The following is a 14148-nucleotide window of genomic DNA, read 5'->3' as shown; positions in this document are numbered from 1 at the left end:
ACCGGGACGAAGCAACATGCCAGAACCTCTCCGGCCGCAATATTTCTGATTGCCCGATCAATCAGAAATATTGACTTTCACCCTTGTTTGACGGCTACTTGTGCGCAGAGGCGCGGCCGGATCGGTCGGGTAGGGCCTTACTGGCCTGAGAAATAAGGGGGAATGCGGTGGCAGAGAATCGAACCGGGGATGTCGAAGCGGCGGTGCGCGAACATATCCTTTTGCCGGCGCAAGAGATGGCAAAGCTTGGCAAGGCCACGCAGCCTGTCCTGACCCATGCCGAAGGGATCTATGTATTTGCGGAAGGTGGTCGCCGCCTGATCGACGGCCCGGCTGGCATGTGGTGCGCTCAGGTCGGCTATGGCCGCAAAGAGATCGTCGATGCCATCGCACATCAGGCCATGGTGCTGCCCTATGCCTCGCCCTGGTACATGGCGACGAGTCCGGCGGCAAAGCTGGCCCGGAAGATTGCTTCTTTGACGCCCGGCGATCTGAATCGGATCTTTTTCACCACCGGCGGTTCGACTGCCGTGGACAGTGCTTTGCGTTTCAGCGAATTTTTCAACAATGTCCTGGGGCGGCCGCAGAAAAAGCGCATCATCGTGCGCTATGACGGTTATCACGGCTCCACCGCGCTGACGGCGGCCTGCACGGGGCGTACCGGCAACTGGCCGAATTTCGACATTCATCAGGACCGGATCTCGTTTCTGTCCAGTCCCAATCTGCGCCATGCTGGCAACCGCAGCGCCGAGCAGTTTCTGGACGATCTGGTCAAGGAATTCGAGGATCAGATCGAGGCGCTCGGCGCAGATACGATAGCGGCCTTCCTTGCCGAGCCGATCCTTGCATCGGGTGGGGTGATCATTCCGCCTAAGGGATATCACGCCCGCTTCAAGGCGATCTGCGAACGGCACGACATCCTGTATATCTCGGACGAGGTGGTGACGGGATTTGGCCGCTGCGGCGAATGGTTCGCATCAGAGAAGGTCTTTGGGATCGTTCCGGATATCATCACCTTCGCCAAGGGAGTCACCTCGGGCTATGTGCCGCTGGGCGGGTTGGCGATTTCGGAAAAAGTTCTGGCGCGTATTTCGGGCGAGAACGCGAAGGGAAGCTGGTTCACCAACGGCTATACCTATTCCAACCAGCCGGTCGCCTGCGCGGCGGCTCTGGCCAATATCGAACTGATGGAACGCGACGGCATCGTCGATCACGCCCGTGAGATGGCGGACTATTTCGCCGCCGCTTTGGCCTCGCTTACCGATCTGCCGGGTGTGGCTGAAACCCGCGCCGTAGGGCTGGTGGGCTGCGTGCAATGCATGCTGGACCCGACGCGCCCGGATGGCAACGACGATGACAAGGCGTTTACTCGCAAGATCGACGAACGCTGCTTTGAGTTGGGCCTGATCGTGCGGCCGCTTGGCGATCTTTGTGTGATTTCGCCGCCGCTGATCATTACCCGTGCGCAGATTGACGACATGATCGCGATCATGCGTCAGGCGATTTCCGAAGTGGGCGCCGCGCACGGGTTGCAAATGAAAGAGCAGGTCGACGTTTGACGCGGCCCGCAACGAAACCTCCAATCCGACAGGAATGACATGCTCCAGAACATCGACTGGCACACCCGCGCCAAAGCCGTGAAGCTTCCCGACCGTCCGTTTATCGACGGAAAATATGTCGACAGCCTTTCGGGCGAGACTTTCGCCTGCGTCTATCCCGGCGACGGAAGGGTGCTGGCCCAGATCGCCTCGTGCAATGAAGGTGACGTCGATACGGCGGTGCGTTCGGCGCGTCGGGCCTTTGACTCGGGCGTCTGGTCGCGCATGGCCCCGGCCGACCGCCGTCGCATTCTTCTGCGCTTTTCCGAACTGATCCTTGCCAACCGTGAAGAGCTGGCCTTGCTGGAAACGCTCAATGTCGGGAAGCCGATCGCCAATGCCTATAACGGCGATGTGGTCAGCGCGGCGGGCTGTATCGCGTGGTATGCCGAGGCCATCGACAAAGTCTATGGCGAGGTCGCGGCCACCGCCCATGACATGACCACCCTTGTCGTGCGAGAGCCGGTGGGTGTCGTCGCCGCCGTCGTGCCTTGGAACTATCCGATGTCGATGGCGGCCTGGAAGCTGGGGCCGGCGCTGGCGACCGGCAACTCGGTGATCCTGAAGCCGGCCGAACAATCGCCCTTTACGGCGCTGAAATTAGGCGAGCTGGCCATTGAGGCAGGGATCCCGCCGGGTGTTCTGAACGTGGTCCCGGGTTTGGGTCATATCACGGGCAAGGCGCTGGGCCTGCATATGGATGTCGATTGCGTGGGCTTCACCGGCTCGACCGAGGTCGGCAAGTATTTCATGCAATACTCTGGCCAGTCCAACATCAAGCGGATCGGTCTGGAACTGGGGGGCAAGTCGCCACAGGTGGTGCTGGCGGATTGCGACGATCTGGACGCGGCCGCGGCGGGTATTGCCGCTGGGATCTTTGCGAATACCGGCCAGGTTTGCAATGCCGGCTCGCGGCTGATCGTTGACCGGAAGGTGCGCGATGCTTTGCTGGAAAAAATCGCGGCCCATGCAAAAGCCTATGCACCCGGCGACCCGCTCGACCCCGCCACTCGCATGGGTTCGCTGGTAAGCGAAGAGCAGATGGACCGGGTGCTTGGCTATATCGACGCGGGGCGCGCGGACGGTGCCAATGCGATGATCGGCGGCAACCGTGTGCGGACCGAAACCGGCGGGTTCTTCATCGAGCCGACGGTCTTTGACGGTGTGCGCAACGATATGAAGATCGCCCAAGAGGAGATCTTCGGCCCAGTATTGTCGGCGATCACCGTCAATGGCTTCGATGAGGCGATGGAGGTCGCCAATGACACGATCTACGGCCTTGCCGGGGCGGTCTGGACCGGCTCGGTGAAGAACGCCCATCGCGCGGCCAAGGCAATCAGGGCCGGTGTGGTGTGGGTCAACTGCTTCGACCGCGGTTCGCTGGCCGTTCCTTTCGGGGGCTTCAAACAATCCGGCTTTGGCCGCGACAAGTCGCTTCATGCCATGGACAAATATACCGACCTCAAGGCGGTCTGGTTCGCCCATTGACATGGGGCCCAGTGCATTGTCCGCGGTTTCGGGGTGATGCGCTTTCCTGCCGGATGCGTCCTTTCGCATCCGGTCTTTCCGCCACTATGATCCGCGCAGATCGGAGAGCATTGTCATGTGGAAGGACGAAGTCCTAGCCCAACCCGTGGTCCCCTATGAGAAGCGCCGCCTTGCCATCGAGGCCGAGCCGCTGCCACCGAACATCGGGGCGCTGATAGATGCGGCCGCAGATGATGCGGGAGAGCGGCTGCTGTGGAATTTCTTCGAAAGCGGCGAAACCATCACCTATGCGCAAATGCGGCGGATGGTGAACGGGTTGGCGGTGCGGCTGGTCGCGCTTGGCATCACGAAAGGCACCCATGTCGGTGTGATGCTGCCCAACATCGCCGCCTTTCCGCTGACCTGGCTTGCGCTTGGCCGGATCGGCGCTGTGATGGTGCCGATCAATCCCGGCTATACATCGCGCGAGATTGCCCATGTTATGAACGTAGCACAGGCAGAATGGGTGGTGACCCATGCCGATACCCGCGCCGCCTTGGACGAGGCCAATGCGCAGGGACTGATCTCCCTGCCGTCGCGCCGGTTGATCGTCGTCGGGGGTAGGGCTGAAGGGCAGGCGCATGACTGGCAGGCGCTGGCCGCCCAACCTGCCGACAGTTTCACGCCGCCCGCACCCGTCGGCCATGACGATCTTCTCAACATCCAGTTCACATCGGGCACCAGCGGCTTTCCGAAAGGCTGCATGCTCAGCCAGCGATACTGGATCTCGGCCGGCAAGGTGAACGCTTTTCGCGACGGCCGGGTCTATCGCCGCATCCTTGCCTCGACGCCCTTCTTTTACATGGACCCGCAATGGCTGCTGCTGATGACCCTCTATCAGCGCGGCACGCTTTTCGTGGCGGCCAAGCAATCGACCAGCCGCTTTACCGGATGGCTGAAAGAGCATCGGATCGAGTTCTGCCTGCTGCCTTGGGTGCTGCATGGCATGGCTCCGCAATCGCATGATGCCGATAATCGGGTGATCCGTGCCAATATCTATGGGTGTCCGCGCGATCTGCACCAAGGCATCGAGGCGCGGTTCGATCTGAACGCACGCGAGGCTTTCGGGATGACCGAAATCGGGCCCGCAATGTTCGCCCCCATCGAACACGCCGACAAGGTCGGTTCCGGCTCTTGCGGCGTGCCATGCCCGTTTCGCGAATGCCGCATCGTGGATGAGGCAGGCCAGCCGGTTCCCCAAGGCAAGATAGGCGAGCTGCAAATTCGCGGACCGGGCATCATGCTGGGCTATTACAACAATCCTCAGGCCACGGCCGAGGTATTGCAGGACGGCTGGTTCTCGACCGGCGACTTGTTCCGGCAGGACGATGATGGGTTCTTTTATATCGTCGGCCGCAAAAAGGACATGATCCGCCGCTCGGCGGAAAATATCGCGGCGCGAGAGGTCGAGACGGTGCTGGCTGCCGCACCGGGCGTCGCAGAGGTTGCCGTGGTCGGTGTGCCCGATCCCTTGCGCGGCGAAGAGGTCAAGGCGTATCTGCGCCTGAAAGAGGGGGCACTGGCCGACAGGCAGACGCTGGATGGTATCATTGCCACCGCGCAGGCCGGTCTTGCGCCATTCAAGGTGCCGCGCTTTTATACCTTTGTCGACGACTTTCCCCGCACCGCCTCGCTCAAAATCGCCAAGCCGAGGATCACAGCAGGCGTCAACAATCTGCGCGCAGGGTCCTGGGACCGCAGCACTGCAAGCTGGATCGGGGGAACTCCGGCATGAAACCGCAATATGACGCCATCATCGTCGGCGGGGGCCATAACGGGCTGACCTGCGGGGCCTATCTTGCCCGTGCCGGGGTCAAGGTTCTGGTTGTCGAGCGCCGCGAGATCGTCGGCGGCGCCGCAGTCACCGGTGAAATCGCGCCGGGCTATCGCAGCTCCATCGCCTCTTATTATCAGGGGCTCTTGCAGCCCAAGGTCATCCTTGACCTGGAATTGCAGAAATACGGTTTTGAAGTCCTGCCGGCCGCGCCAACCGTCTTTGCGCTTGAGGGCGGGCGCACCTTTACCATGTGGGACGACCCCGATCTGTTCGCCGCCGAAATCGCGAAGTTTTCGAATGTCGACGGCGAAGCCTATGCCAAATACCGCGCGCATATGCTGAAGATCGCGCCGCATATGAAACAGCTTTTATGGGAAATTCCGGTCAATCCCGCCAGCGGAAAGCTTGGCGATCTGAAACGGCTTGCCGGGTTCGTGTGGCGTTTCCGCAAGATCGGCCCGCAGTTCTACGACATCTACAACCTGCTGACGATGAGCGCCTATGATTATCTTTCGCGCTGGTTCTCGTCCGAGGACATGAAGCTGGTTTTGGGTTTTTTTGCCGGCGGCGGCGGGGCCAACTCCAGCCTGAAAACCCCGGGTTCCGCCTATATGCTGGTGCGCAGCATCGTGCGCGACGCCACGACGGCGGCGGGGCCGGGGGGCTTCATGAAAGGCGGCATGGGGGCGATTTCCGAGGCGATCCGCCGCTCGGGCGAGGCTTATGGGATGCAGGTCCGCACCTCTTGCCCCGTCGCGCGGATCATCGTCGAAAACGGCCGCGCAGCAGGGGTGCGGCTTGAGGGGGGCGAAGAGATCCGCTCGAAGATCGTCATCGGCAATGCCACGGCACGGACCATCTTCACCAAGCTTCTTGACCCCGACAGCCTGCCGGAAGAGTTCAACCGCGACATCCGCAACATCCGCTGTGAAAGCACGGTGTTTCGGGTAAATCTGGCCCTGTCCTCATTGCCCGACGCACCGGTTTTTGGCCGGAGCAACCCGGACGGGGGAATTGTGCCGCAGATGACCATCGCGCCCTCGGTGGGCTATATGGAGCGGGCATGGCATCAGGCGCAGACAGGCGACATGTCCGACGAGCCCTTTCTGATCGTCAAGGTTCCCTCGCTGGTCGATCCGACCTTGGCGCCTGCCGGCCATCACATCATGAATATCTTTGGTGGCCATGCACCCTATACCCTTGCGCGCGGGACATGGGACGAGCGGCGCGAAGAGCTTTGGGAACGGGTGCTGAAGGTGTTGAAAACCCAGTTCCCGAATATCGAAAGCAAGATCCTGCACCGGCAAACCCTGACCCCGCTGGATCTGGAGCGGATATTTGACCTGCCGAACGGCCATGTCCATCATGGTGAGATCAGCGCCGACCAGATGTTTTTCCGCCGCCATTCGCCGAATTACGCCGATTATCGCAGTCCGGTCGATGGGCTTTATCAGGCCTCGGCCTCGGTCCATCCGGGAGGGGGCGTGACAGGCGTTCCGGGCCACAATGCCGCGAAGGTCATCCTTGAAGACCGCAGGAAATGGAACTGAACTGATGCTGATCGATTTCTCCAGCCGCCCGCCGCACCCGGATTTCTCGCCCGCCGCGCCGCATTTGCAGAACTATCGCCGGGTCTATCAAGCCAGTGAAAGCCGTTCGGCCCAGTCCGACGCGGCACAGGGGCTGGAGGGCTGGCTTCGCACCTATGAGACGCTGGATGCGCGTCATGTCGTGCTGAAGGCCAGGGATCTGACCACCACTTTCGGCTTCCGTATTCCGAATAAGGCGGTGTCGGATTTCATTCGTACCCACGGTCCACGTTATATCGGCTTTGCCGGGGTGGATCCCTGGCAGGCGGATGCGGTCGAGCAGTTTGACCATGCCGTCCGAAACCTTGGGCTGCGCGGGCTGAACCTGCAATGTTTCGAACTGAAAATGCGGCCCGACGACGAGCGGTTGTTCCCGCTTTACGAAAAGGCCATCGAGCTTGATGTGCCGGTGAATATCCATTGCGGGATCAACTTTTCGACCCATACGCCGATGTCGGTGGGGCGGCCCGAATATATCGACAATGTCATGGTGCGCTATCCCGATCTTCGCGCAGTGGCCTCGCCGCCCGGCTGGCCCTGGGTGCAAGAACTGATCGGCGTGGCCTGGCGCCATCCGAACCTTTATATCGGCGTTCTGGCCGTGCGGCCCAAGCTGCTGGCCAAGGCGCATTCCGGCTATGAGCCGCTGCTGCAATACGGCCGGACCATCCTGAAACGAAAGATGATTTTCGGCTCGGCCTTCCCGATGATGCCGGTCGAAACCGCGCTGGATGAGCTTGATGCGCTGGGGTTGGATGATGAGACGCGGCGGCTGTGGCTGCACGATAATGCCGCACGGTTACTCGGACTGCCGCCAGCCTGAACTTGACTTTGCTTTCACAGCACCTATTGCGGGGACGATATGCCGTATTCGCCAAAACCGCCGCGAAAAGACTGATATTCCAATGACCGAGCCGAAACCAAGATCACGGCGCAACGCCACCGGGACCGCCCAGAAAAGCCGGGATGATCAGGTAGTCGACCGCCGCCGCTCGCTTTTGAAAGCGGCGGTGAAGGTGATTTCGAAACGTGGACTGACCGGCGTTACCATCAACTCGATCGCCGCCGAGGCGAAATGTTCCTATGGCGTGGTGGCATTTCATTTCCAGTCGAAAGAGGGAATCATCTTTGCCGCCCTTGACCATACGGCGGCCGAATATGAAGCCTATCTTGCGCGGTTGAACGCGTCTGAACGCGGCCCGGCCGAACGCATCCGCCACATGATCGACACCGATTTCAGCCGCAAGGCCGCGGGACAGGATTCCATCGCGCTTTGGCTGGCCTTCTGGGCCGAGGCGGCGCGGGTGCCCAATTTTCGCAAACGCTGCGCCGAATTGCGCATTCATTACAACGATGCGGTCGCACAGGATATTGCCGAACTGGCACAACAGCGCGGCATCCACATCGACGCAGGACAGGCGGCGCTGACGCTGAACGCGATGATCTCGGGCCTGTGGGTCGAAAACCTGCTTCTGCCCATCACCATGGCCGAGGGGCAGAAGCGCGGCCACGATGCCTGCATGGCCTATATGCGGATGCTTTTTCCCCAGGATTTCTGATCCCGTAAACACCGCCTCAGCGGTTGAGATGTCGGGGCAGTCCTGCCCCAGCCGATTCAAAGCCCGAAAGGACGGCTACGGCGTTCACGCCGATTGCCTCGATGGCATAACCGCCTTCCATGACGAAAAGCGTGGGCAGGCCCAGTTCTCCGATCCGTCGACCGATTTGCGGGTAATCCGCGCTTCTCAACCGGAAATGCGAGATGGGGTCCTCTTCAAACGTATCGACGCCAAGCGAAACCACCAGCCTGTCCGGGGCAAAGGCGGCGATACGCTCCAGCCCCTTGCCGAGCTCTGCCGACCATGCGGTGAAATCCGCTCCCCAAGGCAGCGGCAGGTTCAGGTTGCAGCCCGCGCCCGCACCTTCGCCCGTCTCATCGGCGAAACCGATGTAATAGGGATATTCCTGAACCGGATCGCCATGGATCGAAACCGTAAGCACGTCTGCCCGGTCATAGAAAATGTCCTGGGTGCCGTTGCCATGGTGGTAGTCGATGTCCAGCACTGCCACCCGTCGCGCACCGCTGTCACGGAAATACTGCGCGGCGATGGCGGCATTGTTGAGAAAGCAATAGCCGCCGAAGTAATCCCGCCCCGCATGGTGTCCCGGCGGCCGGCAGAGTGCAAAGGCCGCACCCTCCCCGGCATCGATCAGGCGCGCGCCCGTCAATGCGCAATCCACAGCGGCCCGCGCGGCGGCCCAGGTTCCCTCCAGCACCGGGCTGCTCATGTCCACGGCGTAGCGGCCCAGTTCGGCACCGGGTCGCCGGGTCGGGATCATGCGTGACCGGCGAGGCGGCCAGATATTCGGGTAGGCGGGGATCGGACCAACCTCGGCACTCCATGCCTGCCATGCGGTTTCCAGAAAGCGCACGAAATCGCGGTCATGCACCGCCAGCACCGGCGCCAGATCAAAGCTGTCGGGCGCAACGACGGGACCCAGTCCCGCACGTTCAATCTGTGCCAGCACCAGTTCGGCGCGACGTGGGATCTCGAAGGCATCGACCCATTTGCCGCGATAGAACTCGGTTTCGACACTTTGCAGGCTGTGGAGTTCAGAGAATATCGTCTTCATGTCATGCCTCAGAACGGAAGGGCGGGGCGTGTCTGGGCTGTGGCATACCAGCCGCCGACCGCGGTTTCATATGCAAGGCCGGCGCTGAAGACCGTCTGGTCCTCATAGCTGCGCCCGACCAACTGGATACCGGTCGGCACGCCGTTGGGGGCGTGGCCTGAAGGCACGGCAAGCACCGGGCAGCGGCTGAGCATGTTGAAGGGCCATGCCATGGTCCAGCCAAGATAAGGGTCGATGTCGCGTCCGTTGATCTGCAGCGGACCGGCCATGTCGAACTCGGCCGACACCGCCGGAATGGCAAGGGTGGGACAGATGAAAAGATCGAACCCCTCCATCATCGGGCCGAAATGCGACCAGATCCGGCCCTCCACCTCGAGGCTGGCAAGATAATCGCGTGTCGTCACCCCAAGCGAGGCACGCGCGAAGTCAGCGGCGTAGCTGGTGAGTTGGCTTTCCCGCTCATCAAGATAGTCGGCGAGCCATGCCCCGAATAGGGTTTTGTGGTGGATTGCCGCGGCGTGATAAACCTCCCACGACCAGGGCAAGTCCACTTCGACTATCCTGGCGCCGAGTGAACGAAAAATATCCAATGCGGCAAGGGTGTTCGCGCGCACCGCCGGATCGACCTCCATAAAGCCGAAATCCAGCGAATATGCGATCCTCCAACCCTTAACGCCGCCCCGGTCCAGCGCCAGTTCCAGCTTGGGTTTCAGCGAGGCGATATCCTGTGGATGCGGTCCTGCCAGCACGTTTTGCATCAGCAGACAGTCCTCGACCGTGCGTGCCATCGGGCCGGGGTGATTGTAGTGGTCCAGATTGAATGGCGGTGTCGCGGGTACGCGGCCATAGGGCGGCTTGAACCCGACCACCCCCGAGGCCGAAGCAGGTATCCGTATCGAGCCGCCGATATCCGACCCTGTGGCAAGCGTCGTCAGCCCCGCCGCCAGCGCCGCCCCAGACCCGCCAGAAGAGCCGCCCGGCGTGAACTCCGGGTTCCATGGATTGCGGGTGACGCCCCATTGCCGCGAATGGCAAAACGGTGCGCATGAGAATTCTGGCGTGGTGGTGCGGGCATGGACGATGGCGCCCGCATCAAGCAGCCGGGTGACCACCGGCGCGCTGCTGTCAGCGACATGATCGGCATAAAGCAACGAGCCATAGGTCGTGATCTTGCCCGCCATCATGTTTTCGTCCTTGAGCGCGGTCGGAATCCCGTCGAGCATGCCCGTATTCCGTGCATCGGACATATAGCGCGCCTCGGATTCTTGCGCTTTTTGCCGTGCTTCTTCCGCATAGGTGAAACAGACGGCATTCACCGTATCGGCGCTTTTCGAAATCTGCGAAAGATGGGCGTCAACCACCTCTACCGGCGAGATTTTCCGCGCGCGATACATCCTTAAAAGTTCTGAGGCACTGAGATAGCAAAGACTGGTTTCGGTCATGGTTCGACAGCATTTTCCGGGGGTCTGAACTTTGCCAATAAGCGCATTGCTCGATTGATTGGTCAATCAGTTTGTTGACAGGTTTCCGTTTCGGGTTATTGTCGTTTTCACAAGATGACGGCGCGTTCTGAAAGCTGCGCAAGACAGCCGGAAAGCGGTCAGAGAATCAACCACAACCACGGCTGACAGGGAAAAGACATGAACGAATCGCAACATCGACAGATGGACGATCTGGCGGGCCGGCTGCGCAAGGGCCAGGTCTCGCGCCGCGAATTTCTGGCGCGAAGCTCTGCCCTGTTGGCAGCCGGTGCTTTGGCCAGCCTGCCGGGCGGTGCGCGCGCACAGGCCGATGAGCCCAGATCGGGCGGCTTGCTGCGCCTAGGCCTGCAAAACGCATCGCAGAACGACAACCTCGATCCCGGCACCTGGGGCACAAGCTGGACCGGCACCAGCTTCAACGGCGGCGTCTACAACAACCTTGTCGAGATACTGCCCGACGGTTCCGTCGCGGGTGATCTGGCTGAAAGCTGGGAAACCTCTGACGGTGCGAAGGTCTGGCACTTCAAGCTGCGTCCGGGCATCACCTTCCATCACGGTAAAAGCCTGACCTCCGAGGACGTGCGGCAGTCCTTTCTGCATCACATGGCCCCGGATTCGGCCTCGGGGGCGCGGGCGATCGTGCAGCAGATCGCCTCTATCGAGACCGACGGTGACGATACGGTCGTTTTTACCCTGACCGAAGGCAATGCCGATTTCCCCTATCTGGTGTCGGACTATCACCTTTCGATCTATCCGGCGCTGGACGGCGGCGGGATCGATATTCAGGCGGGCAAGGGCACCGGCGCCTTTTTGCTGGAAAGCTTTGAGCCGGGCATCGCGACGCGGCTCAAGCGCAACCCGAACTATCACAAGAACAACAAGCCCTATGTGGATGAGGTCGAGTTCATTTCGATCCCAGACAGTACTGCGCGGCTGAACGCACTTTTGACCGGAGAGGTCGATTTCATTCAGGACCTCGATATCCGCAACGTGCCGTTGATCGAGCGCAACGCCGACTTTCAGGTTCAGCGAACCCCAAGCCTGCGGCACTTTTCCTTCGACATGGATACCAAGGTCGCGCCCTTCGACAATCCCGATGTGCGTCTGGCGTTGAAATACGCTTTGGACCGGGACGATGTGATCGCCAAGGTGTTCCTGGGCGAGGGCACCAAGGGCAACGACAATCCCGTCGCCGAGATCCAGAAGTTTTTCCATGAGATGCCGCAGCGGGACTACAGCATCGAAAAGGCAAAGGAACATCTGGCAAAGGCGGGGCTGGACCGGCTGAGTGTCGATCTGTCAGTGGCCGATAACGCCTTTCCCGGCGCGATCGAGGCCGCCACGCTTTATCAGGAACATGCGGCGAAGGCGGGAATATCGATCAACGTCATCCGCGAGGCGGCGGACGGCTATTGGGAGAACGTCTGGCTCAAAAAACCTTTCGCCGGCATCGACTGGTTTGGCCGCGCCACCGTCGACTGGCTGTTCTCAACGATCTACACCTCTAACGCACCATGGAATGCCGGCTGGTCGAATGCCCGCTTTGACGAGTTGCATGCGTTGGCCCGCGCCGAGACGGATGAGGCGAAGCGGACCGCCTATTACGCGGAAATGCAGCAGATCATTCATGACGATGGCAATATCGTAACGGTGGCCTTCGTAAGCTGGCGCAATGCGGTTTCCAATCGCGTCGGCTTCGGTGAGGTCGGCGGGCTGATGCCCAACGACAACATGCGGATGTGCGAACGCTGGTGGCTCAAGGACTGATCCGCCGCGCGGTTCGGGGACGGAGCCCAAAAGAAGCGGCCCCCACTGGGAAAGGCTGCCTTGGGCCCGTCCGGCCAGCGCAATATGAATATGGCCGGACCCCAATTGGCATACCAACGATGATTCACACAGGGTGGAGGAACCTCGATGCGCTATTCAAAAGGTTTGCTTGGCGGGCCTGGCCTGTCGTCGCCGAGGAACATGGCCCCGTCCCGTCGCGGCTTTCTTGGTGGGACCGCCATGATTGCCGTGTCGTTGGTCATGCCGGCCTTTGCAGGAGCCCAAGAGGCGGCGAAGAAGGGCGGCGTTCTGCGCTATGGGATGAATGACGGGTCGCAGCAGGACGCGCTGGAGCCGGGAAGCTGGAATACTGTGATGTGTGGCGCGGCCTTCAATGGCGCGTTGTGTAATAACCTTGTCGAGCTTTTGCCCGATGGATCGCTTGCCGGGGACCTTGCGGAAAGCTGGCAGGGCAACGCGGATTCGACACGATGGACCTTTACCCTGCGCACAGGGGTCAAATTCCACGATGGCCGCGCCTTCACGGCCGAGGATGCGCGCCAGTCCCTGTTGCATCACATGGGCGAAAACAGCACCTCTGGCGCGCTTGCCATCGTCAGCCAGATCAGCGTTATCGAAACCGACGGCGAGGATCGGCTTGTCATCACGCTTTCCCAAGGAAATGCCGATTTTCCCTATCTGCTGTCGGATTACCATCTTTCGATCTTTCCCGCGCGCGAAGGTGGCGGCATCGACTGGGAAAGCGGCGTTGGGACCGGCGCCTTCCGTCTGGAAAGCTTTGAACCCGGTATCGCCGTGCGCCTTGTGCGCAATCCCGATTATCACAAGCCGGGGCTGCCGCATTTTGATGCAGTGGAATTCGTCAACATTGCCGACAGCACGGCACGGCTGAACGCGCTGCTGACCGGCGAAGTCGATGTGATCGAGGATGTGGATATCCGTAACGTCACCCTGATTGAACGCAATCCTGCGCTGAAGGTGCATCGCACCCCCAGCCTGCGGCACCTGACTTTTGATATGAATTGCTCGGTTGCGCCTTTTGACAATCCCGCCGTGCGCAATGCGCTGAAGCTGGCCATTGATCGCGAGGACATTATCGCCAAGGTTTTTCTGGGCGAGGGAGAGGTGGGAAATGACAACCCCGTTGCCCCGATCATGCCGCTTTGGGCGGAAACGCCACCGCAATACGTGTATGATCCTGAGGCTGCGCGCGCGCTTTTGAAAGAAGCCGGGATGGAAGAATTGAAGGTGGATCTGTCGGTTTCGGATTCGGCCTTTCCAGGTGCCATCGAAGCTGCCGTCCTGTTTCGAGAACATGCGGCCAAGGCGGGGATCGTGATCAATGTGATCCAAGAGGCGGACGACGGCTATTGGGACAACGTATGGCTGAAAAAGCCCTTCAACGCTTCGGATTGGTATGGGCGGGTGACACCCGACTGGTTGTTTGCAACCTCGTACACGTCGGATTCGCCCTGGAACAACACGGGCTTCAAAAACGCTCGGTTCGATGAACTTCATCAACAGGCGCGTGCAGAAAGCGATCAGGTCAAACGGGCTGCAGAGTATGCCGAGATGCAGCAGATCCTGCATGACGATGGCGGCGTGATAACCGTGGCCTTTGTCAGTTGGCGGCTCGCGATGACACAAAACATCGGCCATGGCGAAACTGGCGGCATTCTGCCTGCCGACAATCACCGGTGCGCCGAACGCTGGTGGCGCACCGACGTTTAGATACCCGACGTGCTCGTCGGTTC

10 protein-coding genes are annotated in these 14148 nt (G+C 60.7%); 8 read left to right on the top strand and 2 right to left on the bottom strand.

The genetic code is table 11. The annotated features are described in order from the left end of the window. Positions 1-167: 167 nt before the first annotated feature. The 6 genes from JWJ88_RS18835 to JWJ88_RS18810 all read left to right on the top strand — a co-directional run bounded on the left by JWJ88_RS18835 (position 168) and on the right by JWJ88_RS18810 (position 8050). Entirely contained in the window at positions 168-1559 is a 1392-nt protein-coding gene (locus JWJ88_RS18835) for an aminotransferase (protein ID WP_205295962.1), read from the top strand. Between the two features lie 39 nt (positions 1560-1598). Next, positions 1599-3086 carry an aldehyde dehydrogenase gene (locus JWJ88_RS18830; RefSeq protein ID WP_205295961.1) on the top strand — a complete coding sequence of 496 codons (1488 nt, stop codon included), beginning with the start codon at positions 1599-1601 and terminating at the stop codon, positions 3084-3086. A 115-nt stretch (positions 3087-3201) separates the two neighbouring features. Next, on the top strand, positions 3202-4860 hold the full coding sequence (locus JWJ88_RS18825) for a class I adenylate-forming enzyme family protein (RefSeq protein ID WP_205295960.1): 1659 nt from the start codon (positions 3202-3204) through the stop codon (positions 4858-4860). Continuing rightward, a complete protein-coding gene (locus JWJ88_RS18820) occupies positions 4857-6452 on the top strand; it encodes a phytoene desaturase family protein (RefSeq protein ID WP_205295959.1) in 1596 nt (531 codons plus the stop codon). Before JWJ88_RS18825 ends, JWJ88_RS18820 begins: the two co-directional genes overlap by 4 nt. 4 nt (positions 6453-6456) lie before the next feature. Continuing rightward, entirely contained in the window at positions 6457-7314 is an 858-nt protein-coding gene (locus JWJ88_RS18815) for an amidohydrolase family protein (protein WP_205295958.1), read from the top strand. Positions 7315-7396: 82 nt separating this feature from the next. Continuing rightward, positions 7397-8050: a TetR family transcriptional regulator C-terminal domain-containing protein gene (locus tag JWJ88_RS18810; protein WP_205295957.1), complete on the top strand. Its 654-nt coding sequence runs from the start codon at positions 7397-7399 to the stop codon at positions 8048-8050. 16 nt (positions 8051-8066) lie between these two features. On the opposite strand, the gene JWJ88_RS18805 is transcribed toward JWJ88_RS18810, so the two are convergent. Next, positions 8067-9125, bottom strand: a complete 1059-nt coding sequence (locus JWJ88_RS18805) for a histone deacetylase family protein (RefSeq protein ID WP_205295956.1) — start codon at positions 9123-9125, stop codon at positions 8067-8069. Positions 9126-9133: 8 nt separating this feature from the next. Beyond that, positions 9134-10567, bottom strand: a complete 1434-nt coding sequence (locus JWJ88_RS18800) for an amidase (RefSeq protein WP_205295955.1) — start codon at positions 10565-10567, stop codon at positions 9134-9136. A gap of 198 nt (positions 10568-10765) precedes the next feature. Between JWJ88_RS18800 and JWJ88_RS18795 the strand changes: the two genes are divergently transcribed. Further along, positions 10766-12373: an ABC transporter substrate-binding protein gene (locus JWJ88_RS18795; protein WP_205295954.1), complete on the top strand. Its 1608-nt coding sequence runs from the start codon at positions 10766-10768 to the stop codon at positions 12371-12373. Positions 12374-12520: 147 nt separating this feature from the next. Beyond that, positions 12521-14125, top strand: a complete 1605-nt coding sequence (locus JWJ88_RS18790; RefSeq protein ID WP_205295953.1) for an ABC transporter substrate-binding protein — start codon at positions 12521-12523, stop codon at positions 14123-14125. Positions 14126-14148: the final 23 nt, after the last annotated feature.

Source organism: Paracoccus methylovorus (assembly GCF_016919705.1).
Classification (GTDB): Bacteria; Pseudomonadota; Alphaproteobacteria; order Rhodobacterales; family Rhodobacteraceae; genus Paracoccus; species Paracoccus methylovorus.
This window is presented reverse-complemented; position numbering and strand designations above follow the sequence as displayed.

Coding starts and splice junctions, on each gene's coding strand:
- JWJ88_RS18810 (WP_205295957.1), top strand. CDS start 7,397: ATGACCGAGCCGAAACCAAGATCACGGCGCAACGCCACCGGGACCGCC.
- JWJ88_RS18790 (WP_205295953.1), top strand. CDS start 12,521: ATGCGCTATTCAAAAGGTTTGCTTGGCGGGCCTGGCCTGTCGTCGCCG.
- JWJ88_RS18820 (WP_205295959.1), top strand. CDS start 4,857: ATGAAACCGCAATATGACGCCATCATCGTCGGCGGGGGCCATAACGGG.
- JWJ88_RS18815 (WP_205295958.1), top strand. CDS start 6,457: ATGCTGATCGATTTCTCCAGCCGCCCGCCGCACCCGGATTTCTCGCCC.
- JWJ88_RS18805 (WP_205295956.1), bottom strand. CDS start 9,125: ATGAAGACGATATTCTCTGAACTCCACAGCCTGCAAAGTGTCGAAACC.
- JWJ88_RS18825 (WP_205295960.1), top strand. CDS start 3,202: ATGTGGAAGGACGAAGTCCTAGCCCAACCCGTGGTCCCCTATGAGAAG.
- JWJ88_RS18795 (WP_205295954.1), top strand. CDS start 10,766: ATGAACGAATCGCAACATCGACAGATGGACGATCTGGCGGGCCGGCTG.
- JWJ88_RS18830 (WP_205295961.1), top strand. CDS start 1,599: ATGCTCCAGAACATCGACTGGCACACCCGCGCCAAAGCCGTGAAGCTT.
- JWJ88_RS18800 (WP_205295955.1), bottom strand. CDS start 10,567: ATGACCGAAACCAGTCTTTGCTATCTCAGTGCCTCAGAACTTTTAAGG.